Origin of the sequence: Plantactinospora veratri, from assembly GCF_036421995.1 — a bacterium.
GTDB classification, from domain to species: domain Bacteria; phylum Actinomycetota; class Actinomycetes; order Mycobacteriales; family Micromonosporaceae; genus Plantactinospora; species Plantactinospora veratri.
Genome location: NZ_JAZGQL010000005.1, coordinates 246,387 through 268,423, shown reverse-complemented (window position 1 = coordinate 268,423; position 22,037 = coordinate 246,387). Strand labels below are relative to the sequence as shown.

Sequence of the window (22,037 nt, the reverse complement as noted above, 5' to 3'; positions counted from 1 at the left end):
CGGCATTCCGATAGGTTGTTCGCATGACCCACCACCACCCTGCCAACGCCGAACGGGCGGCACCCCGCCCGTTCGGGCGCCTGCTCACCGCGATGGTGAGCCCGTTCACCGCGGACGGCTCGCTGGATCTCGACGGCGCGGCCCGGCTCGCGGCCTACCTGGTGGACGAGCAGGGCAACGACGCGCTGGTAGTGAACGGGACCACCGGCGAGTCGCCGACCACCACGGACGCGGAGAAGGAGCGGCTGGTCCGCGCGGTGGTCGAGGCGGTGGGCGACCGGGCGCAGGTCGTCGCCGGGGTCGGCACCAACGACACCCGGCACACCATCGAGCTGGCCGGTGCCGCCGAGAAGGCCGGGGCGCACGGGTTGCTGGTGGTCACCCCCTACTACAACAAGCCGCCGCAGGCCGGGCTGGTCCGGCACTTCACCGAGGTGGCCGACGCCACCACGCTGCCGGTGATGCTCTACGACATCCCGCACCGCAGCGGGGTGGCGATCGCCACCGACACCATGCTGCGACTCGCCGAGCACGATCGGATCGTCGCGGTGAAGGACGCCAAGGGCGACCTGATCGCCAGCGCGGCGGTGACCGGCCGGACCGATCTGGCCTACTACTCCGGCGAGGACGCGTTGACGCTGCCCGCCCTGGCGATCGGCGCGGTCGGCCTGGTCGGCACCTCGACCCACCTGACCGGGGCGCTCGCCAAGCAGATGATCGAGGCGTACGACCGGGGCGACACCGCCGGGGCGCTGGCCCTGCACCGGCGACTGCTGCCGCTGTTCACCGGGATCTTCCGTACCCAGGGCACCATCCTGGTCAAGGCCGCGCTGGCGACCCGGGGGCTGCCCGCCGGGCCGGTACGCCCACCGCTGGTCGAGGTCACCTCCGACGAGATGGTCCAGTTGCGGGCCGACTGCGCCGCCGCCGGGCTGGAGCTGCCATGACGGGAGTCGGGAACACCGGTGGGAAACGGGTTCGGGGCGACGGACGGGGATGCGGAGTGCGGGCATGAGCCAGCCGGGAATTGAGCTGGAGCTGCCGCCGCCGCTGCCCGAGGGCGGGCTGCGGATCGTGCCGCTGGGCGGCCTCGGTGCCATCGGGCGGAACATGACCGTCTTCGAGTACGACGGCAAGCTGCTGATCGTCGACTGCGGGGTGCTCTTCCCCGACGTCGAGCAGCCCGGTGTCGACCTGATCCTGCCGGACTTCGCGCCGATCCTGGACCGGCTCGCCGACGTACAGGCGATCGTGCTCACGCACGGGCACGAGGACCACATCGGCGCGGTGCCGTACCTGCTCGCCCACAAGCCGGACATCCCGCTGGTCGGTTCGCAGTTCACCCTCGCGCTGGTCGAGGCGAAGCTGGCCGAGCGGCGGATCGAGCCGTACACGCTGACGGTGCGGGAGGGCGGCCGGGAGCGGCTCGGCCCGTTCGAGTGCGAGTTCTTCGCGGTCAACCACTCGATCCCGGACGCGCTCGCGGTGGCGATCCGCACCCCGGCCGGGCTGGTGCTGCATACCGGCGACTTCAAGATGGACCAGCTCCCGCTGGACGGCCGGATCACCGACCTGGCCGGCTTCGCCCGGCTCGGTGCCGAAGGCGTCGACCTGCTCCTCTCCGACTCGACCAACGCCGAGATCCCCGGCTTCGTCAGCTCGGAGCGGGAGATCGGGCCGGTACTCGACTCGATCTTCGCCAAGGCGCGCGGCCGGATCATCGTGGCCTCGTTCGCCTCGCACGTGCACCGGGTCCAGCAGGTGCTGGACTCCGCCGCCGAGCACGGCCGGAAGATCGCCTTCATCGGCCGGTCGATGGTCCGCAACATGGGCATCGCCCGCGATCTCGGGCTGCTGCGCATCGAGCCCGGCCTGGTCGTCGGGCTGGACGAGGCGGCCGCGCTGCCGCCGGACCAGATCGTGCTGATGTCGACCGGTTCGCAGGGCGAGCCGATGAGCGCGCTGGGCCGGATGGCCACCGGCGACCACCGGCACATCACCGTCGCCCCGGGCGACACGGTGGTGCTGGCCAGCTCGCTGGTGCCGGGCAACGAGACCTCGGTCTACCGGGTGATCAACCGGCTCTGCCGGGCCGGCGCCACCGTCATCCACAAGGACGTGGCGAAGGTGCACGTCTCCGGGCACGCCCCGGCCGGCGAACTGCTCTACCTGCTCAACGTGGTCCGGCCGAGCAACCTGATGCCGGTGCACGGCGAGTGGCGGCACCTGCGCGCGCACGCCCGGCTCGGCATCGAGTCCGGGGTCGCCGCCGACCGGGTGGTGCTCTGCGAGGACGGCGACGTCGTGGACCTGGTCGAGGGGCACGCCCGGGTGGTCGGGCACGTCAAGAGCCGGTACGTCTACGTCGACGGCCTCGCCGTCGGTGACGTCGGCGAGTCGCTCCTCACCGAGCGGCGCATCCTCGGCGACGGCGGGTTCATCTCGGCGACCGTGGTGGTCGACTCGGTCACCGGCAAGGTGGTCGGTGGCCCCACCATCTCCGCCAAGGGCTTCTCGGACGACCCGGACGCGTTCAACCCGGTCATCCCGTTGATCACCGAGGCGCTCGGCCGGGCGGCCACCGAGGGGATCACCGATCCGCACCAGTTGCAGCAGATCGTCCGCCGTACGGTCGGCCGCTGGGTGAACGACGCGTACCGGCGCCGCCCGATGATCGTCCCGACCGTGGTCGAGGTCTGACCGATCCCCGCCTCAGGTGTTAGGAAGGGCCCCCTCTACAACGGAAAGCGATAAGAAGGGGCCCTTCCTTCTACGTATCCGGGGCGTTGTCGGTTCAGCCGATCGGCTGTGAGATTGCCCATCGCCGATCCGTTCATCGCCGGCCGGTCGCCGGCCGTACCTTCCCGCGGGCTGCCCGATGGTGAAGGAGGCGATCGATGGATCGCGGACGCGCGACGCGGAGCCGGCGAGGCACGGTCAGTCGGCGGAGTACGGCACAGCGGCGGGGAATCGCGATCGGCGTGACGGTGGCCACCGTCGCCGGTCTGGCGGCGGTGACCTGGCCGGCGCTGGCCGGAGAGGACCCGCCGCGATCGGAACCGGCGCCGGCCGGACCGTCCCGGCAGATCGTCGACGCGCTCGCCCGGGACCTGTCGCTGACTCCGGCCCAGGCGCGCGCCCGGCTGGAACGGGAGCAGTGGGCCCGGGGTACCACGCAGCGGCTGCGCTCCGAACTCGGCACCGGGTACGGCGGCACCTGGCTCGCCGCCGACGGCAACCAGTTGAACGTGGCGGTCACCGACCAGGCGGCTGCCGCCCGGGTCCGTGCCGCCGGAGCCGAACCGAAACTGGTCACCCGGAACGCCCGGCAGCTCGACACGGTCAAGGCGAGTCTCGACCGGATCGCCGACCAGGCCACTCCGGACGTCGCCGGCTGGTACGTCGACGTGTCGAACAACCGCGTCGTGGTACGCGCCCAGCCCGGTACCGAGGCCGCCGTGCGGCGGTTCGCCCAGCGCAGTGGCGCCCCGGCGAGCGCGGTCGAGGTGGTCGCCTCGGCGGAGGCGCCGGTGCCGCTGATCGACGTACGGGGCGGTGACCCGTACGTGATCGACAACCGGGCGCAGTGCTCGATCGGCTTCTCCGTCGTCGGTGGATTCGTCACGGCCGGGCACTGTGGAGCGCCGGGCGCCACCACCAGCAGCCCGGACGGGGTCGCCCAGGGCGTCGTGTCGGCCTCCTCGTTCCCGGGCGACGACTGGGGCGTGGTGGAGACGAACGACGACTGGGTCCCGCAGCCGGTGGTCAACGACTTCGACGGCGGCACGATCGCCGTGGCGGGTGGCCAGGAGGCGCCGGTCGGCAGCTCGATCTGCCGCTTCGGGGCCACCACCGGCGCCCGGTGCGGGGTCGTCGAGGCGCTGAACGCCACGGTGGTCTACCCGGAGGGTACGGTCACCGGGTTGACCCGGACGAACGTCTGCGCCGAGCCGGGTGACTCCGGCGGCTCCTGGATGTCCGGCGACCAGGCCCAGGGGGTGACCTCGGGCGGCTCCGGCGACTGCACGGTGGGCGGGATCACCTTCTTCCAGCCGCTGACCGAGATCCTGGAGGTGAACCAGCTCACCCTGGTCACCACCGCGAACGGCCCGGCCGCGCCCCCGGCGGAGCCGCCGGCCGCGACGGAGCCGCCGGCCGCGACGGAGCCGCCGGCCGCGACGGAGCCGCCGGCCGCCACAGAGCCGCCGGCCGCGACCGAGCCCCCGCCGGCCGCCACCGAACCGCCGGCCGCCACCGAACCGCCGAGCCCGCCGCCGGGTGCGGAGTGCACCGGGCACAAGGCGCGCAAGGCCGCCACCCTCGGCGCCGGGCGGCGCCAGGTGCAGCCCGCCGGTCGCTACTTCCGGGCCGGGCACGGTCGGCAGGTCGGCTGCCTGGACGGACCCTCCGGGGCCAACTTCGACCTGGTACTCCAGAAGTGGAGCCGGGGCGGCTGGCGTACCGTCGCCGTCTCCGCCGGGCCGACCGCGGACGAGCAGATCTCCTACAGCGGCAGCGCCGGCTTCTACCGCTACCGGGTGGAGTCCCGGCGCGGCTCCGGCAACTACACCCTCGGCTTCTCGGTGCGATGAGGGACGAATAGCCGATCTGCGTTGAAACAGCCGGGCACCGCGACGAGTCGAGAGCGCCGGCCGGCGGGCTGAGTATCCGTACCCGGTCCGCCGGCCGCCCGGTTGGGTAGCCTTTGCCCGGGAGGCGGCAATGGGTTACCGGTTATTGATCATCTTGGTCCTGACCTTGCACTTCGGCTTCCTGGGCTATCTGGTGCTCGGCGGGTTCCTCGCCTGGCGCTGGCCGAGGACGATCTGGCTGCATCTGAGCGCCGCCGCCTGGGGCGTGCTGGTGACCGCCGCCCAACTGGTCTGCCCGCTGACCTACCTCGAACACTGGGCCCGGCGCCGGGCCGGCGAATCCGACGTCGGGCGGGGCTTCATCGACCGCTACGTCGAGGGTGTCTTCTATCCCGAGCGGTACGCCCTGCTCGCCCAGGTGCTGGTCGCGGTGCTGATCCTGGCCTCCTGGCTCGGCCTGTCGCAGCGGCTCGGCGTGTTCGAACGGCTCGGCCGGCTCGGGCGGGTCAGGGCAGTGCGCTCACCGCGGCCGCGAAGGCGGCTCCACTGACCAGGGTCGCGTCGACCAGTACGGCGAGCTGACCGGCGGCGACGCCGTGCTCCAGGTCGGTACTGACGTCCCCGGCCAGCACCAGTTCGCCCGCACCGGGATCCTGGACGTACGCCTTGGGCAGCGGCCGGTCCTGGTTCCAGGCGTTGCAGAACTCGTACGCCTGCCCGAGGCGGTCCGCCGGCAGCCGGCGCTCGGCGGTCACCCGGGCGTGCAGGATCTCGCCCCGCTCACCCAGCCGCTCGAACTCGATCAACGCATCGCCCCACCGGCCACCGATCCTGCCCGCCGGACCGGGCACGTGCTGCTCCGCCCGGTCCCGCAGTACGTCGACGATCGCCGCCACGGTCAGCGGTCCGACCAGCACGAGCCCGTCCCCCCGCTCCCGGCACTCCGTCCGCACCTGCTCGATCACCCGCTCCGGCTCGGCCGGCGACTCCGGCGGTAGGGATACCGGGCCGGGCAGCGGGCGTTCGGCCAGCCAGGAGGCGACCCGGCCGGACTGGTGACTCGTCCCGTTGCGGGCGTCGAACCGGCCCGCCAGGTCCTCTGCGGTGGCGGTGAGTTCGGTGCCGAGCGCGGCGACGGTCAGCTCGGCGGCGTGCCGCCCGGCGTACCCGGGGCGGTGTATCGGGTGGCGCGCGAAGCCGGCCCGCCCGGCCAGCCGGCAGAGCAGCGCCCCGGCGGTGGCGAACTCCAGCGCGGACGCCTCGTCGTAGGGGCGGTCCAGCCCGGGCAGGTGCCGGGCGAGGATCTCCAGGCCGCGCTCGTGCTGACCGGCCAGCGCACAGAACCGCAGGTGGTCGGCGAGAAGCGGAAAGCCGGCCCGCTCCCGCCGGTGCCGCCGGTAGGCGCGTACGTGCGCCTCGGCGGCCTCGTCGTGGCGGCCGAGCCGCAGGTATGCCAGCTGGATCGTGCCGAGCGCCCGCTCCGGCTGGTCGGGGCAGGCCAGCCCGCCGTCGAGCACCGGCTCGACCAGTTCGACCGCCTCGGTCCACCGGCCCCAGCCGGCCAGCAGCCTCGCCTGGTCGGCCGGCTCGCAGGCGGCACAGCCGCTCCACCGGTCATGCGGCGCCGCCCGCCACCGCAGCAGCCACCGTCGCGCCGCCGACTCGGCACCGACGTGGTCGGCGATCCGGCAGCGCAGCGCGTACGCCGGCCGCCGGCTCCGTCCGGCCGCGTCGAGCCGGCGCTCCAGCTCGTCGAGGGCGGTCCCGACCCGGGCCAGCCCGGCCCGGGAGGTGCCGCAGAACGCGGTCACCGCCTGCCGGTGGTAGTCGGGCAGCAGCGCGCTGTCGGTGGCGTCGACGGTCTCCGGCGCGCGGTCGACGACGCCGAGACACCACCGTACCGGCGAGAGCATCCGCCACGGTTCGATCCGCTGATGCGTCTCGATCAGCGCGAACCGGGCCGCGAAGCCGAGCCGTTCGTCCCCGCCGGCATCGGCGTACGCGACGATCCGGTCCAGTTCCGCGACCTTGGCGGCGTCGTCCGGCCGGTCCCGGGCGTCGGCCAGGGCGGCGAACAGCTCGTCGGGGGTCACACGGCCGCCGCGCGGGGGCGGGGTGACTGCGGGTTCATCGGCGGGGTCTCGCTTTCCAGGGGTTCGGACCGGCTGTCCCGGAATCCGTGCCGGCCGCGATGATTTTACTCAGCGTCGCAGCTCCGCTACGGCAGCACACATCTGGCGGCCGGTCGAAATGCCGCAGCCGAGCAACTGGTCGAGCTGGCGGACCGTGACCCCGCACTCCAGGTCGGTGACCACCTCGCCGCAGACCCGGACGCTACCGTCGTCGTTGACCTGCACGAACGCCTTCGGCCAGAGCCGGTCCCGGTTCCAGGCGTTGCAGAACGCGTACAGCGTCGGCACGTCGTCGACGGAGAACCGGCTCGCGGCCGTCGTGCGGATCTGGAGCACCTCGCCGGCCTCGCCGAGCCGGAGGAAGTAGACCAGGTTGCCGTCCCAACTGCCGACCAGGTCACCGTCCGGATCGGTGTAGCAGGTGTAGCCCCGGCCGCCGAGCACGGTGCCGAGAAGCTCGTCGGTCAGTGGTCGCAGCCGCTCCGGCCGGCCGCCGCCGGGTCGGGCAGAGGCGTCGACGAAGTCCGGTACGGGCATGCGCGCTCCCTCCTGGACGGCTCCGGCTCCGCCCGTGATGGTAGGACCACAGTCACCGGTACCGGGACAGCCGGGCCGCGCACGGCGGGGCCGCCGGGATGTCGACGGCGGGGGACGGGCGGTGCGCTCCGGGTGTGATCCGCGAGGTAGCTGGTCAGACACGGCGTGCAAAAGCGGGGAATCCTCAGCGCGCGCGGCTAACGTGTGAACTTATGGCGGGCCGTGCCTCCTCGCAGGCGAACCGACGCCGGAGTGGGTCGACGACCCGGTCCGGCGGTAGTCGCGCGGGCAACAGCCGGGCGCGGCAGCCGGCCCGGGGCCGGGCGGCGGCGGCACGCCGGCCCACCCGGACCAGCCCGGCGGTGTACGTCGGCCGGGCGATCGGCGCGACCTGGATGGGGCTGGCGCACGGCGTCGGCTGGGCCATGCGGGCGGCGGGCCGGCAGGCGGCGACCGCCCGCGACCTGGACCCGGAGCACCGCCGGGACGGCGCCGGCCTGCTCCTGCTCGGCCTGGCGATCCTCAGCGCCGTGGCGGTCTGGTTCTCCTCCGCCGGGCCGCTGGGCGGTCGACTCGCCGACACCATCCGGCTCTTCTTCGGCGCGATCTCGATCGTGCTGCCGGTCCTGCTGCTGATCGGGTCGGTCCGGCTGATGCGGGAGCCGGCCGAGCCGGAGCACCGGGGTCGGGGACTGGTCGGCTGGACCGCGCTGATCGTCGGCACCGCGGCGCTGCTGCACATCGGACAGCATCCGGCGGACAACAAGGAGCGCGACTACGCCGGTGGTCTGATCGGGGCCGGGGTCGGCGGGCCGCTGGAGAGCGCGGTCAGCGCCTGGGTCGCCGTACCGCTGCTGGTGCTGCTGCTCCTCTTCGGCCTGCTGGTGGTGACGGCGACACCGATCAACAAGGTGCCGGAGCGGCTCGGGCTGCTCGCCGGTGCGGTGCTGGGTCGGCCGGAGTCCGAGGAGGACGCCGAGTCCGGATCGGCGCGCGGCACCGAGGGCCGTCGGCCGCGTCGCCGCCCGTCGCCGCTGCCGGAACCGGTCGACGAGGACGAGCCCGGCTACGAGATCGACACCCCGACGCACGAGAACGTGCCGCTGTCGCGCAAGGCGAAGGGCAAGGTACCGGCCGCCCGGAAGGCGCCGGAGCCACCGGAGCACTCGCCGGCACCGACCCGGGCGGAGCAGTTGGCGATCACCGGGCTGGCCGGCGACTACACGCTGCCGCCGGCCAACCTGCTGCGCCCCGGCGGTGCACCGAAGACCCGCAGCCGGGCCAACGACGAGGTGATAGCCGCGCTGACCGGCGTCTTCGACCAGTTCGACGTGGACGCGGCGGTGACCGGCTTCACCCGGGGCCCGACCGTCACCCGGTACGAGGTCGAACTCGGGCACGGCGTGAAGGTCGAGCGGATCACCCAGCTCTCCCGCAACATCGCGTACGCGGTCAAGTCCCCGGACGTGCGGATCCTCAGCCCGATCCCGGGCAAGAGCGCGGTCGGGGTGGAGATCCCGAACAGCGACCGGGAGGACGTGGCGCTCGGCGACGTGCTCCGGTCCCGGGCGGCGGCGAGTGACCACCACCCGATGCTGGTGGCGCTCGGCAAGGACATCGAGGGCGGCTTCGTGGTGGCCAACCTCGCCAAGATGCCGCACATCCTCATCGCGGGCGCCACCGGCGCCGGCAAGTCGAGCTGCCTGAACAGTCTGCTCGTCTCCATCCTGACCCGGGCGACCCCGGACGAGGTGCGGCTGCTGCTGATCGACCCGAAGCGGGTCGAGATGACGAACTACGAGGGGATCCCGCACCTGGTCACCCCGATCGTGACCAACCCGAAGAAGGCGGCGGACTCGCTGGACTGGGTGGTCCGCGAGATGGACATGCGCTACGACGACCTGGCCGCCGCCGGGGTACGCCACATCGACGACTACAACCGCAAGGTCCGGGCCGGTCAGATCAAGCCGCCGCCGGGCAGCGAGCGGGAGATCCGGCCGTACCCGTACCTGCTGGTGATCGTGGACGAGCTGGCCGACCTGATGATGGTGGCGCCGCGCGACGTGGAGGACTCGGTCGTCCGGATCACCCAGCTCGCCCGGGCCGCCGGCATCCACCTGGTACTGGCCACCCAGCGCCCGTCGGTCGACGTGGTGACCGGTCTGATCAAGGCGAACGTGCCGTCCCGGCTCGCCTTCGCCACCTCGTCGCTGGCCGACTCCCGGGTCATCCTCGACCAGCCGGGCGCGGAGAAGCTGATCGGCCGGGGCGACGGTCTCTTCCTGCCGATGGGCGCCTCCAAGCCGGTACGCATCCAGGGCGCCTGGGTCACCGAGGCCGAGATCAACGACATCGTCAAGTTCTGCAAGGACCAGCGGGAGCCGGAGTTCCGCCCCGACGTGCTCGCCCCGGCGCAGGACACCAGGAAGAAGGTCGACGAGGACATCGGCGACGACCTCGACCTGCTGGTGCAGGCGATCGAGCTGGTGGTCACCTCGCAGTTCGGCTCCACCTCGATGCTCCAGCGCAAGCTGCGGGTCGGCTTCGCCAAGGCGGGCCGGCTGATGGACCTGATGGAGACCCGGGGCATCGTCGGGCCGTCGGAGGGCTCCAAGGCCCGGGACGTGTTGGTCAAGCCGGACGAGCTGGAGGAGGCGCTGGCGGCGCTCCGGCCGGAGGACTGAGCCGGAGGCCGGAGGGCGACCCGCACCCCGGCCGCACCTGCGGGACAGGTCCTACCGTCCGGCCGTCGAGGTTGACCTGAAGCGCGGTTGACGTATGAGAATCCGGTGATGACCCAATTCATCGCCGACGCCGAGGTGGCGGCCCGGCTGGACGCCGCCACGGCGGTGGCGGCGATCCGGGACGCGCTGCTGGCGGCGTACCGGGGCCGGCTCGTCGCCCCGCCCCGGGTGGCCGCACCGCTGGCCGGTGGCCGGCTGGTCCTCACCGCCGGGCAGCTCGTCGACGAGTGGTACGGATTCGGCTCGTACGACACCTTCGGGCATGCCGAGGGCGAGCAGGTGGTGGTCCTGCACGACGCCGCGACCGGGCGGCTCCGGGCGGTCGCGGTCGGCGAGGAGCTCGGCGCTCGGCGTACCGGGGCGCTCGGCGGGGTGGCGGCGCAGGCGCTCGCCCGGCCGGACGCGGCCACGCTCGGGGTGGTCGGCGCCGGTGGCCAGGCGTGGGCGCAGGTCTGGGCCGTCGCGGCGGTACGCCGGCTGCGCGAGGTGACGGTCTACTGCCGTACCCCGGCCGGGCGGGAGAAGTTCGCCGCCCGGGTCCGGGCCGAGCTGGGCATCCCGGCCCGGGCCGTCGACACCGCCCCGGCGGCGGTGCGCGACCGCGACGTGGTGGTGCTCGCCACCACCAGCCCGGCTCCGGTGATCTCGGCCGCCGACCTGAGCCCCGGCAGCCACCTCAACACCATCGGCCACAAGCAGGTGGGCCGGGCGGAGTTCGGCCCCGACCTGCTGGACCGGGCGGATCTGCTGGTCACCGACTCGCTGGCCCAGGCCGGGGCGTACGACCCACCGATGCTCGGCACCGTCGGGGCGTACGCCGGGCGGTGGCGGGCGCTGGGCGCGGTGCTGGCCGGCGAGCAGCCCGGCCGGACCACGTCGGACCAGGTGACGGTCTTCTGCTCGGTCGGCCTGGCCGGCAGCGAGGCGTTCCTGCTCGACCGGCTGACCCGGCCGGAGGCCGAGCCGGCCGGTCCGGCGCCGCCGGGCCGGGGTGCCGGGTCGGGGTGACGCGACCGGCGCCGGGCAGCCGCCGTGCCGGGTCGGTCCGGCCCTCCCGGTAGGCTCGGATGGTGTCTGCCGCTGCCTCTTCCTCCTCGACCGCCGGCCGCCGGGTCGCGCTGTTAACCCTCGGCTGTGCCCGTAACGAGGTCGACTCGGAGGAGTTGGCCGCCCGGCTGCACGCCGACGGCTGGCAGGTGACCACCGACGGCGAGGGCGCCGACGTGGTGCTGGTGAACACCTGCGGCTTCGTGGAGAAGGCCAAGCAGGACTCGATCCAGACGCTGCTGGCCGCCGCCGACACCGGAGCCAAGGTCGTGGCGGCGGGCTGCATGGCCGAGCGGTACGGCCGGGAGCTCGCCGACGGCATGCCCGAGGCCGGCGCGGTGCTCAGCTTCGACGACTATCCCGACATCTCCGCCCGGCTCGACGAGGTGCTGGCCGGCAAGCAGTTGCCCGCGCACACTCCCCGGGACCGGCGTGAGCTGCTGCCGCTGACCCCGGTGGCCCGGCACGGCGGCTCGGTCGTGCTGCCCGGGCACGGCGAGACCGCCACCCGCCCGGCCGGCGGCACCCTGGTGGCCGACGCGCACACCCCCGCACACCTGCGCCCGGTGCTGCGACACCGGCTCGACTCCGGCCCGGTCGCCTCGCTGAAGCTGGCCAGCGGCTGCGACCGGCGCTGCGCGTTCTGCGCCATCCCGACCTTCCGGGGTGCCTTCGTCTCGCGTACCCCGGACGAGCTGCTCGCCGAGGCGGAGTGGCTGGCCCGGTCGGGCGTCCGGGAGTTGGTGCTCGTCAGCGAGAACTCCACCTCGTACGGCAAGGATCTCGGCGACCCCCGGCTGCTGGAGAAACTGCTGCCGCAGCTCGCCGCGGTGGACGGCATCGTCCGGGTCCGGGCCAGCTACCTCCAGCCGGCCGAGACCCGTCCCGGGCTGGTCGAGGTGATCGCCACCACGCCGGGGGTGGCGCCCTACTTCGACCTCTCGTTCCAGCACTCCAGCGAGGCGGTGTTGCGCCGGATGCGCCGGTTCGGCTCGACCGACCGGTTCCTCGAACTGCTGGCGTCGGTGCGCCAGTTCGCCCCCGAGGCCGGCGCCCGGAGCAACGTGATCGTCGGCTTCCCCGGCGAGACCCGGGCGGACGTGGCGGAGCTGGAGCGCTTCCTCACCGCCGCCCGGCTGGACGCGATCGGCGTCTTCGACTACAGCGACGAGGACGGCACCGAGGCCGCCGGCCTGTCCGGCAAGGTCTCGTCGGCCACGGTGAAGCGGCGGTACGACCGGCTCTCCGCGCTCGCCGACGAACTCTGCTCGCAGCGCGCCGAGGAGCGGCTCGGTGCGCTCGTCGAGGTGCTGGTCGACTCGGTGGACGACGGCGTGGTGGAGGGCCGGGCGGCCCACCAGGCGCCGGAGGTGGACGGTTCGACCACCCTGGTCGCCCCGGTCGGCGGCGGGGTCGACCTGGCCGCGTTACGCCCGGGTGACCTGGTCCGGGCCAGGGTCACCGGGACCGAGGGCGTGGACCTGATGGCCGTACCGGAGGAGATGGTCTCGGCGGCGCCGCGTGGGGCGGAGTGACCGGGGTGGTGACGACTGTCGCGCCGGGGGCGTGCCGCCGGTGCGCCGATCTCGGCGGCGGGACGCCGTCGTGACGGAGGCGGCGGATTCGGTACCGGCCACGGCGGGCTCGCCGGTGCCGGCCGGCACGGTCGGATCCGGGGTGGGCGCGGGTGCCGAGCCGGGCCGGGCGGCGGCCGTCGAGCCGGTGCTCTCGGGCCGGGTCGGCCCGGTCCCGGTGGTCAACGCGGCGAACGGGCTCACCGCGCTCCGGCTGGCGCTGGTACCGGTCTTCGTCGGGCTGGTGATCAGCTCCGAGATGGTGCACGCCGGCTGGCGGGTGGCGGCCTGCCTGACCTTCGCGGTCGCCTCGGCGACGGATCTCGTCGACGGGTGGATCGCCCGACGCTGGGCGCTGGTCACCTCGTTCGGCAAGGTGGCCGACCCGATCGCCGACAAGGCGCTGACCGGTACCGCTCTGGTCTTATTGTCCTGGTATGAGCGAATCCCCTGGTGGATCACCGTACTCATCCTGGCCCGCGAGTTCGGCATCACACTGATGCGGTTCTGGGTGATCAGGTACGGCGTGATCGCGGCCAGCCGGGGAGGCAAGGCCAAGACCGCCGTCCAGACCCTGGCCATCGTCTGGTATCTCTGGCCGGTGCCGGAGAGCGTGACCTGGGTCGGGCCGTGGATCCTCGGCGTCGCCGTGGTGGTGACCGTGGTGACCGGGCTCGACTACGTGGTCCGGGCACTGCGGCTGCGCCGCCCGGCACCCTGAGCGGACGGGCAGGGCAGGAACAGATCGGCGGGCGACACGGAGCCTCGCCGGAGACCGGAGGAGGATCGGATGGACGACCCCGCACGGGCGGCGGACAACGGGGCCGCGGCGGTCGTACACGCGCTCGTCGACCGGGGCGCCACCCTGGCGGTGGTGGAGTCGCTCACCGGTGGCCTGCTGGCCGCCACGATCGTCGACATCGCCGGTGTCAGCAGCGTGTTCCGGGGCGGCCTGGTGGCGTACGCGACCGAGTTGAAGTCGTCGCTGGTGGGCGTACCAGCCAAGCTGCTGGACGAGCGGGGCCCGGTCGACCCGGATGTGGCGGTGGCGCTGGCCGAGGGGGGCCGGGAGCGTTGCGAGGCGGACTGGTGCCTCGCCACCACCGGGGTCGCCGGGCCCGAGCCGCAGGACGGCAAGCCGGTCGGCCTCGTCTACGTGGCGGCGGCCGGACCCACCGGCACCGACGTACGCCGACTCGACCTCGACGGCAACCGGCTGCGGATCCGGATCGCCGCGGTGAGCGGTGCCCTGCACCTGCTCGCCGAGCGGCTGCACGCCGAGGCCGGGGCCGGCACCGGCGACGGCACGGACTGACGTCCCCGACGACGGTGTCGCGGACGGCGGGAAGATCGGACTGGCGGGGCGGGATGTCGTCGGCGGCCGTACCGGGTACGGTTGCGGGAAGGCTCGGGCAGTCGACGTCGCGGTCAACCGCCACCTCGCGGCCGGATCGGTTTCACCGCATCGCGGCCGGACCGACGCCGCCGCGACACGGCGAGGTCGATGTCGCCGCAGCGCGGCGAGGTGGGGATGACGGCGCCGGTCCGACGTCCGGGAGGGTCTGAGCCCGCGACACGGGAGGTGCGATGGTCCTGCTACGCCGGGTGATCGGTGACGCCCTACGGGCCCGTCGGCAGGGGCAGCACCGAACCCTGCGCGAGGTCTCCTCCGCCGCCAACGTCAGCCTGGGCTACCTCTCCGAGATCGAGCGCGGCCAGAAGGAAGCGTCGAGCGAACTGCTGGCCGCCATCTGCGACGCGCTCGGCGCCCGCCTCTCCGAACTGCTCCGCGACGTCAGCGACACCGTCGAGGTGGCCGAGGGGCTGCCCGCGGTGCTGGTGCCGGTGCAGGAGGGTCCGGTCTCCGGGCGGGACGGGGTCAGGCGTCCGGAGTCCGGTGGACCGGCCGAGGACGCTGGCCGGGCCGCCCCGACGTACCCGGAACCGGTTCGGCAGTCCGGCGCGGCCGAGCCGGCCCGCCAGCCGGTCAGCGCCGAGCCCGTACGACAGTCCGGCATTGCCGAGCCGGCCCGGCAGGCCGCCGCGGCCGAGCCGGCCCGTACCGAGCCCGCCGCGCAGTCGGCGCTGGTCGAGGCGTCCCTGGTCGGACCGGGGCTGGCCGACCGGGCGCTGCGTAGCCTCGCCGAGGGTGGCGTGCACCAGCTCGGCGCCGAGCCGGTGCGGCAGGTCGCGACCGATGGCACGGTTTCGGTGACGGTACGGCAGGAATCGCCGCTGAAGGCGACGCTGCGGACCACCCGCCGGATCCGCCCCAGCGCGGACTCCGAGCGGGATGTCGTCTGCGTCGGCTGATTCCGTCCGGGGGCCGGCGGCCCCCTGCGGGCTGTCGTCGTCCCGGCTGGCCCGGCCGTCAGGACTCCGGCGCCGGTGAAGGTGTGGCTCGCCGGGGTTTACCGCGTTACGGTGGGCCCCTGGCGGCATATCCGGTGGATATCCCCCTGAGGTCGTACGCCGGGGTGGCGCGATCCTGGGACGATGGAGATCCTGTCGCGCGGGCGCCTTCCTGGGCCGGCCGGCACGGCCACCGGATTGATGACACTGAGGGGATACCGGGAGATGGCGAACCCGTTCGTCAAGGGCTGGCGCTACATGATGGCGCTGTTCGGCGCGAAGATCGATGAGCATGCCGATCCCAAGGTGCAGATCCAGCAGGCCATCGAGGAGGCGCAGCGCCAGCACCAGGCGCTCGTCCAGCAGGCCGCTGCGGTGATCGGCAACCAGCGTCAGCTCGAGATGCGGCTGTCCCGGCAGATGTCCGAGGTCGAGCGGTTGCAGGGGATGGCCCGTCAGGCCCTGGTGCTCGCCGACCGGGCCCGGGCCGCCGGTGACGAGACCGAGGCCGCGAAATACGAGCAGAGTGCGCAGACGGTCGCCACCCAACTCGTCGCCGCCGAGCAGTCGACCGAGGATCTCAAGTCCCTGCACGACCAGGCGATCGGTGCCGCCGCCCAGGCGCGTCGGGCGGTCGAGAACAACTCGATGATCCTCCAGCAGAAGCTGGCCGAGCGGGCCAAGCTGCTCAGCCAGCTCGAACAGGCCAAGATGCAGGAGAGCGTGGCCAAGTCGCTGGAGTCGATGTCCGCGCTCGCCGCCCCGGGCAACACCCCCTCGCTGGACGAGGTGCGGGACCGGATCGAGCGGCGCTACGCCAACGCGATGGGCCGGGCCGAGCTGGCCGGCAACTCCGTCGAGGGCCGGATGCTGGAGATCCAGAAGTCCACCCTCGACCTGGCCGGCGCGTCCCGGCTGGAGCAGATCCGGTCCAGCATGGCCGGCGAGCAGTTGGCCGGCGGGGCGGCCAACCCGGCGGTGGAGCAGGCGGCTCCGGCCGCCGACCCGGCCGGGGTGGCCCGGCTGGACGAGATCCGGGCGAGCCTGGGCCGGGACAAGCAGACCGGCGGCGGCAGCGCCGCCGGCTGAGCCGGCGTGATCCGGCGAACGCGGGGTGCCGCCGGCTCCGGCCGGCGACCATAGGGGGAGCGGAGCCGCCGGCCGGACCGGCGGCCGTCGGGGAGTGAGGTCGAGATGGCGGATCTGCGAACCCGTCACCTGCGTCGGCTGCGGAGCCTGCGCCGGTCGGTGCGGCGGTGGAGCGTGCTAGCCGGCGGCCTCGGCGGCGCGGCGGCGGTCCTCACCCCCTACCAGGGGCTGGGGCTGCCGGACGCGGCCTGGGCGGCGGCGGCCGGTGGTTCGGTCATGCTCGCCGTCTGGCGCTGGGCGGACCTTCGCGAGCTGGCCGCGCAGCCGGTGCCACCGGCGCCCGAGCCGGTGAACACCGACCAGGTCCGTGCCCGGCTGGTCGCCGCGGTCGAGCGGCTGCCCGCCGGGCGTCAGGCCCTCACCGAGGTACGCCGACAGCGCGCCCGGATCGCCCTGCGCGGCTCGTTGGCGGCCGAACCGTGGGCGCGGCTGGACCGGGCCGCCACCACGATGGCCGGGCTCGCCGGCCGGCTCACCGGTCCCGCCGGCCCGGCGGTGCTGGAGGCGGCGGTGGCGGAGCAGTCCCTTCGGGATCTCGCCGAGCGACTGGCCAGTGTGGACCGGGCGGTACGGGTGGCGCCCGCCGACACCCGGCCGGAACTCGATGCCGCGCGGCGGCACCTGGCGGGGCAGCTCGACGACGGCGTCGGGGCGTACGAGCGGCTGGTCGCGGCGGCGGCGGGCTTCGTCGCCGAGGAGGGTCGCGAGTACCACGACAACTCCTCGGTGACCCGGCTCACCGAGGCCACCGACCTGCTCCGGGGCGTGGCGGGTGGCCTGGCGGACCTGCGCTCGCGTACCGGCCCGACCCAGGCGATGTCCTAGCACCGCCGTCAGGCCGGGCCGGTGGCCGTCAGGCCGGGGTACGGATCGAGACCGAACGGCTGACCACGGAGGTGCCGGCGGCGTTGCCGGCCTGGATGCGGTAGTGGTAGACGGTGTCCCGGGCCAGCCCGGTGTCGGTGAACGAGCGGGCGCTGCCCGGAACACGTAGCGTCGTCACGCCGGTGGTGAAGCCGGAGCTGGTGGCCCGGTGCAGCGTGAAGCCGCCGACCACGCTGGTCAGCGGCACCGCCCAGGTCAGCACCACGGTGGCGGCGCCGTGCCCGGACACGCCGTCGAGCCTCGCCGCCAGGTCGGTCGGTGTCGCCGGCACCGCCGGGGTGACCACGGTGGAGACGTTCGACCACGGTGACGAGGCGCCCAGATAGCCGGTCCGGACCCGGTAGTAGTAGGTGGTGTCCGGGGCGACCCGGGGGTCCGGACAGCTTCCGGTGACCGGGACGGTGACGGTGACCAGCCCGCTGGTGAAGGTCGGGTTGGTGGCCCGTTGCAGGTCCACCGTGGTGGCGAAGGAGCGGTTCACCCAGCCCCGGTTGACCCGCATCGGCGGTCCGCTCGCCACCGTGGCGACCAGCCCGGTCGGTGGCCGCAACTGCACCAGCGCGCTGGCGGTGTTCGAGTACGCCGAGTGGGCGACGCTGTTCTCGGCCCGGACCCGGTAGTAGTAGGTGCGTCCGGGGGTGACGGTCGAGTCGACGTACCGGTTGTCGCCGGCCGGGACGGTGAAGCTGCGTGGGTCACGGGTGAAGCCGGCGTCGGTGGCCCGCTGCACCAGGCAGCCGGTCGCCCGCGGCCCCGGCGTACCCGTGCCCCGGGAGTTGTCCGTCCAGGCCAGGACGATCGCCGGCAGCACGGTCGCCGAGCCGGGTTCCGGCTTCGCGGCGAGCCCGGTCGGCGCGGCCGGCGAGAACCGCAACACCAACGGCCGGGTCATCTGGGCGTCGGCGTGGCCGAGCAGTTGGCAGTGCCAGACGTACTCCCAGCCGAAGTTGTGCGGTCGGTTGGTCACCGCCGCCGGCTCGCCGGTCTCCGGGTCGACCTGGGTGTAGCCGTCGGATGTACCGGCCGGTCGGGTCGGGTCGGCCAGCCGGGTGCTGTCCGGGACGGTGAACGGCAGCGGCTCGGGCAGCGTCGCCCGGACCGCCACCACCGTCGCCTCGAACGGGTTCATCCGGACGGTCTCCTTCCAGCCGACCTCGTTCGGCTCGGGCGGCTTGACCGCCCCGTCCCGGCCGACCCGGTTGACGAGCTGAACGTTGACGTGGTGGAAGTGGATGGACTGGGTGTCCATCCCGTTGTGGGTGATCTTCCAGAGCTGGGTGTTGTCGCCGGGCGAGCCGACCGGGGCGGCCGGGTCGGAGGGGAGCAGCACCTCGGTCGGCGGGTCGATCCGGGTCAGCGGGATGGTGGTCTGGATCAGCGAGCTGGTCTTCGGCAGCTCGGTGCCGAGCAGATAGCTCAGCCGGCCGTACGCGGGGTCGAACTCGGCCACGATCGCCTTGGGGCGCAACGGCAGGGTCACCGGCGCGTCACCGCCGTACGGGGTGAAGGTGATCGAGGTGTCCTCGATCGGGGCGTACGTGTTCCGCGGCGTGGCGGTGCCGAACGCCGCGTCGTACGCCTGCTGCGGCACGATCGGCGGCGGCTGGCTCTGCCCGTACGCCCGGGGGAGCGCGCGCCGGAGCCGGTCGGTGTCGAACGGCGGAGCCGGGGTGCCGACCACCTGGATCTGCATCAGGGTCCGGGTGTTCGGGCCGTAACCGGGGCGGGTGGTCGGCGGCCCGCCGGACGAGGTCCGGTCCGGGGCGCCGGTGTAGTGGTCGTTGCGCGGGTCGAAGCCCGGCATCGGCGCCGGGGCGTCGTTGTAGAGGATCAGGTTCGACCCGGGTGGCACGGACGAGAAGTCGACGACCACGTCGGCGCGCTCGCCGGGGGCGAGCAGCAGGGCGTGCCCGGTGACGTTGAGCGCCGTCACGTCCCGCCGGTTGTACTGGTAGTTGATCGGCTGATTCGACAGCACCGCCACCGCCGGCAGCAGCCCGCCCTCGGAGCCGACCTGGATCCAGTCCGGCCCGGCCGCGTTCGGGTCCGGGACCCCGCCGCAGCGGCCGTCGGTCGGCCAGTCCGGCGGGAAGTCCGGGTTCGGCCGGGCCGCGACCATCGGCACCTCGCCGGCGTCGCCGTCGCGCAGGGTGCCGTCCGGATGCCACATCGGCGCGTTCGAGGCCGCGTAGTAGAGCTGGAGGTTGAGGCTGCGGTCGTTGCAGGCGTTGAGGATCCGGAACCGGTACGCGGCCGGTCGCAGCCGCAGGTAGGGATAGGCGGCACCGTTGACCAGCGGGGTGTCCCCGAAGGCGTCCGGCACCGCCGACGGTGCCGGGGTGCCCGGCTGGACCGGCGGCTCCCACGGCCGGGCGACCGGGTCGTAATACGGGTTCGGCGCCGCGCCGTGGGTGATGCCGGTGAACGGCGGCCAGAACCAGGGCCCGTAGTCCCACCGGCCCATCGGGTTGCTCCCCGACTCGTTGTAGGGGTTCTGGTTCGGCATGTAGACGTGCGGAAACCAGAGGCTGCCGGTGCCGCCCCAGCGGGCCACGTCCCAGGTCGGGTCCTGGGCGGCGAGCTGCGCCTCGTCCGGTACGAAGGTCTTGTCCTGGAGCACCAGCACGATCTCCTCGGCCGGCAGCACGCCGTCGTCGACGAGTTGCCGCTGCACCGGGTCGTCCAGCCGGTAGAGGCCGAGCTGTCCGGAATAGACGGTGAGCCGGGCGATCCCCTCCGCCTGGTCGTGGAACCAGAGCAGCCGGCCGCTCTGCTGGTTGGGGTAGTAGGCGGTGCTCGCCCCGGCACCGGGTGCGGGCATGTCCGGCACGCTGGCATGGCCGGCGCCGCGCGGGTACGAGGTCGGCTCGCCGGCCGGGGTCGTCCACTGGGTCGGCCCGCCGTTGCTGATCCACGGGGTACGCCCGCCGTGCAGGTGGACGGCGGAGCGGTTCTGCGGATGGTGTTCGGTGCCGCCGAGCGGACCCGTACCGGCGCCGGGCAGGGTCGGGTCCACCGGCAGGAACAGCGCACCGGCCTCGCCGACCGGCAGCCGGTTGACGTACTTGACCCGGACCGGACGGTCCCGCTGGGCCAGGATCAGCGGCCCGAGATGGTACGGCCGGACCGGCGGGCCCACCGTGTTGTGCCCGGTGGCGTCGGTCCCGTTGTTGAGCTGCCGGTACCCGCGCAGCCGGGTCGGAGGCAGGTCGGGGTGCAGCCGCTGGTGGAACTCCTGCACCGCGATCTCGTAGTAGTCGCAGCCCGGGTAGGTGGTGGTGTCCGGCACCGCGACCGGAATCAGGTTGCCCAGCTCGTCGGGGGTGTCGCCGGCCCGGGGCAGCGAGGTGACGAACTTCCGGATCCCGGTGCCGGGGACCACCCGCCCGCCGGGGTCGCAGACCGGCAGCGGACTGTACGCGAAGTTGGGTACGAAGCCGAAGTAGTCCGGTGCGGCGGTCGGGTCCGAGGTGACCGCCGGCAGCGGATCGGCGCTGGTCCGGGCGGCCGGCACCACCGTACCCGCCGCCCGGCCGGTGCCGGCCGCTGCGCTCTCCCCGCCCTGTCGCCTGGCCTGCTCCGCCCGGGCCGCCCGGCTTGCCGCGAACCTCTTGAACATGACCGCACCCCTTCCCCGGGAAGATCAGCTCTTGGGACCGCTCCGTCCGTCAGTGCCCGACGAGCCGGGGCCGGTCCGCGCCGACCGGCCCGGTGGGCTGCTGACGATCCGTAAGCAGTCAACCGCTTACCGCCAGTGTTGGATACGGTCGCCAGGCTGGTGAAAGCGTCTCGACTTCGGATTGGCACATCCGGCCCCGCCGGGTTCCCAAGTGACAGTCGGTACGCCCGGCGGCCTGGCCCGGGTGCAGCCGCCGGTCGACGCCCGGCGGCGGTCGCCCGCGTGCGGGCGACCCTCAGCGTGAGGGCTGCCCGGGACCGGCGCCGGGGCGGCGGCCCGGTTCGGGCTGGCAGGCCGGGCACCAGTAGGTGACCCGGTCGTCCTGCTCCCGCTTCCGGATCGTCGAGCCGCAGCGGCGGCACGGCTCGGCCCGCCGGCCGTAGACGTAACTGGTCCGGCCCCGGTGCAGCGACCCGGTCGTGCTCTGCGTCCACCGCCCCCGGTTCGCCATCAGCAGCCGGTGCGCCAGGGCCACCATGCCGGGCAGGTCCGGAACCTCCCGGACCGGCGTCCACGGGGACACGCCGCGCAGGAACAGCAGCTCGGACTTGTAGAGGTTGCCGATCCCGGCGAGGTTCGTCTGGTCGAGCAGAGCCTCGGCGATGCTCCGGCCCGGCTGGGCGGCGAGCCGGCGTACCGCCTCGGCCGGGTCCCAGTCCGGGCCGAGCAGGTCCGGCCCGAGGTGCCCGACCAGCGACCGCTCCTCGGCGGTGGGGACCAGGGCGAGATCGTGCAGATGGTAGCCGACCGCCACCGCCGCGGCGGTACGCAGCACCACCCGGATGGTGTGCGCGGGGCGGGCCGCCCAGCGCTCCCCCGGGGCGTACGTCCGCCAGGCTCCGTCCATCCGCAGGTGGGAGTGGAGGGTGAGCTGCGCCTCGTCGTCCGGGGTACGCAGCCGCAGCAGCAGGTGCTTGCCCCGGGCGGCGGACTCCAGCACGGTCGCGCCGGTCAGGTCGATGGTGGCCAGTCGGGGCACCCGGAAGTCGGTGGCGGTCAGCCGGTCGCCGGCCAGGGCACGGTGCAGTGCGCGGGCGGTGTTCCACACGGTGTCGCCTTCGGGCACCCGTCCATCCTCCCCCAGCCGTACCGCCGCCGTCGGGTACGCGCCGATCCGGCAACGGTCGTGACCTGCTCGGACGCGTACCGGCCGATCCGCCGCCGGGTGTGGGCCGGTCGGTCACGACCCGGGTCGCCGCCGGTCGTGGCGTCGTGGCGTCGTCCGGCACCGCCGAGGGTGGTGGAGGCTCCTGCGGCGGGTGTGGCTGCGGGGCCGATGGTCGCGGGTCGCCCTCGGGTGGACGGCGGGGCGGGGGCGTGGCCCGGGTGCTACCGCCGCCCACCCG

The 22,037-nt window shown here is 73.8% G+C and carries 16 protein-coding genes; 12 read left to right on the top strand and 4 right to left on the bottom strand.

Annotated features, from left to right (window positions below; translation table 11 throughout):
• Nucleotides 1-23: 23 nt before the first annotated feature.
• The 4 genes from dapA (at nucleotide 24) to V1634_RS07365 (ending at nucleotide 5,142) form a co-directional block, all read left to right on the top strand.
• Nucleotides 24-947, top strand: coding sequence for a 4-hydroxy-tetrahydrodipicolinate synthase (gene dapA, locus V1634_RS07380; RefSeq protein WP_331206985.1), 924 nt, complete (start codon nucleotides 24-26; stop codon nucleotides 945-947).
• 64 nt (nucleotides 948-1,011) lie between these two features.
• Nucleotides 1,012-2,700: a ribonuclease J gene (locus V1634_RS07375; RefSeq protein WP_331206984.1), complete on the top strand. Its 1,689-nt coding sequence runs from the start codon at nucleotides 1,012-1,014 to the stop codon at nucleotides 2,698-2,700.
• Nucleotides 2,701-2,897: 197 nt separating this feature from the next.
• On the top strand, nucleotides 2,898-4,592 hold the full coding sequence (locus tag V1634_RS07370) for a S1 family peptidase (protein ID WP_331206983.1): 1,695 nt from the start codon (nucleotides 2,898-2,900) through the stop codon (nucleotides 4,590-4,592).
• Nucleotides 4,593-4,722: 130 nt separating this feature from the next.
• Nucleotides 4,723-5,142: a DUF2784 domain-containing protein gene (locus V1634_RS07365; RefSeq protein ID WP_331206982.1), complete on the top strand. Its 420-nt coding sequence runs from the start codon at nucleotides 4,723-4,725 to the stop codon at nucleotides 5,140-5,142.
• Here the strand turns inward: V1634_RS07365 and V1634_RS07360 are convergent.
• Nucleotides 5,099-6,685 (bottom strand): YbjN domain-containing protein, encoded by a 1,587-nt coding sequence (locus tag V1634_RS07360; RefSeq protein WP_331206981.1) that lies wholly within the window; start codon nucleotides 6,683-6,685, stop codon nucleotides 5,099-5,101. The genes V1634_RS07365 and V1634_RS07360 overlap by 44 nt on opposite strands.
• Nucleotides 6,686-6,793: 108 nt before the next feature.
• On the bottom strand, nucleotides 6,794-7,261 hold the full coding sequence (locus V1634_RS07355; protein WP_331206980.1) for a type III secretion system chaperone family protein: 468 nt from the start codon (nucleotides 7,259-7,261) through the stop codon (nucleotides 6,794-6,796).
• Nucleotides 7,262-7,473: 212 nt separating this feature from the next.
• On the opposite strand from V1634_RS07355, the gene V1634_RS07350 reads away from it, so the two are divergent.
• From V1634_RS07350 to pspM, 8 genes are all read left to right on the top strand, one after another.
• Nucleotides 7,474-9,945, top strand: coding sequence for a DNA translocase FtsK (locus V1634_RS07350; RefSeq protein ID WP_331206979.1), 2,472 nt, complete (start codon nucleotides 7,474-7,476; stop codon nucleotides 9,943-9,945).
• A 108-nt stretch (nucleotides 9,946-10,053) separates the two neighbouring features.
• The gene (locus V1634_RS07345; RefSeq protein WP_331206978.1) at nucleotides 10,054-11,013 is read left to right on the top strand and encodes an ornithine cyclodeaminase family protein; all 960 of its coding nucleotides are present in this window, start codon (nucleotides 10,054-10,056) and stop codon (nucleotides 11,011-11,013) included.
• 59 nt (nucleotides 11,014-11,072) lie between these two features.
• Nucleotides 11,073-12,587, top strand: a complete 1,515-nt coding sequence (rimO, locus tag V1634_RS07340; protein WP_331206977.1) for a 30S ribosomal protein S12 methylthiotransferase RimO — start codon at nucleotides 11,073-11,075, stop codon at nucleotides 12,585-12,587.
• A gap of 187 nt (nucleotides 12,588-12,774) precedes the next feature.
• Nucleotides 12,775-13,347: a CDP-diacylglycerol--glycerol-3-phosphate 3-phosphatidyltransferase gene (gene pgsA, locus V1634_RS07335; RefSeq protein WP_331207355.1), complete on the top strand. Its 573-nt coding sequence runs from the start codon at nucleotides 12,775-12,777 to the stop codon at nucleotides 13,345-13,347.
• A 69-nt stretch (nucleotides 13,348-13,416) separates the two neighbouring features.
• Nucleotides 13,417-13,941: a CinA family protein gene (locus tag V1634_RS07330; protein WP_331206976.1), complete on the top strand. Its 525-nt coding sequence runs from the start codon at nucleotides 13,417-13,419 to the stop codon at nucleotides 13,939-13,941.
• A gap of 272 nt (nucleotides 13,942-14,213) precedes the next feature.
• Nucleotides 14,214-14,939, top strand: a complete 726-nt coding sequence (locus tag V1634_RS35425) for a helix-turn-helix domain-containing protein (RefSeq protein ID WP_407951733.1) — start codon at nucleotides 14,214-14,216, stop codon at nucleotides 14,937-14,939.
• Between the two features lie 264 nt (nucleotides 14,940-15,203).
• Nucleotides 15,204-16,067 (top strand): PspA/IM30 family protein, encoded by an 864-nt coding sequence (locus V1634_RS07320; protein ID WP_331206975.1) that lies wholly within the window; start codon nucleotides 15,204-15,206, stop codon nucleotides 16,065-16,067.
• 105 nt (nucleotides 16,068-16,172) lie between these two features.
• Complete coding sequence (gene pspM, locus V1634_RS07315) at nucleotides 16,173-16,952, top strand: phage shock envelope stress response protein PspM (RefSeq protein ID WP_331206974.1); 780 nt, start codon at nucleotides 16,173-16,175, stop codon at nucleotides 16,950-16,952.
• Nucleotides 16,953-16,980: 28 nt separating this feature from the next.
• Here pspM and V1634_RS07310 read toward each other — a convergent pair whose 3' ends face one another.
• Both V1634_RS07310 and V1634_RS07305 read right to left on the bottom strand, forming a co-directional pair.
• Nucleotides 16,981-20,631: a multicopper oxidase domain-containing protein gene (locus tag V1634_RS07310; protein WP_331206973.1), complete on the bottom strand. Its 3,651-nt coding sequence runs from the start codon at nucleotides 20,629-20,631 to the stop codon at nucleotides 16,981-16,983.
• Between the two features lie 295 nt (nucleotides 20,632-20,926).
• Complete coding sequence (locus V1634_RS07305) at nucleotides 20,927-21,757, bottom strand: DNA-formamidopyrimidine glycosylase family protein (protein ID WP_331206972.1); 831 nt, start codon at nucleotides 21,755-21,757, stop codon at nucleotides 20,927-20,929.
• Nucleotides 21,758-22,037: the final 280 nt, after the last annotated feature.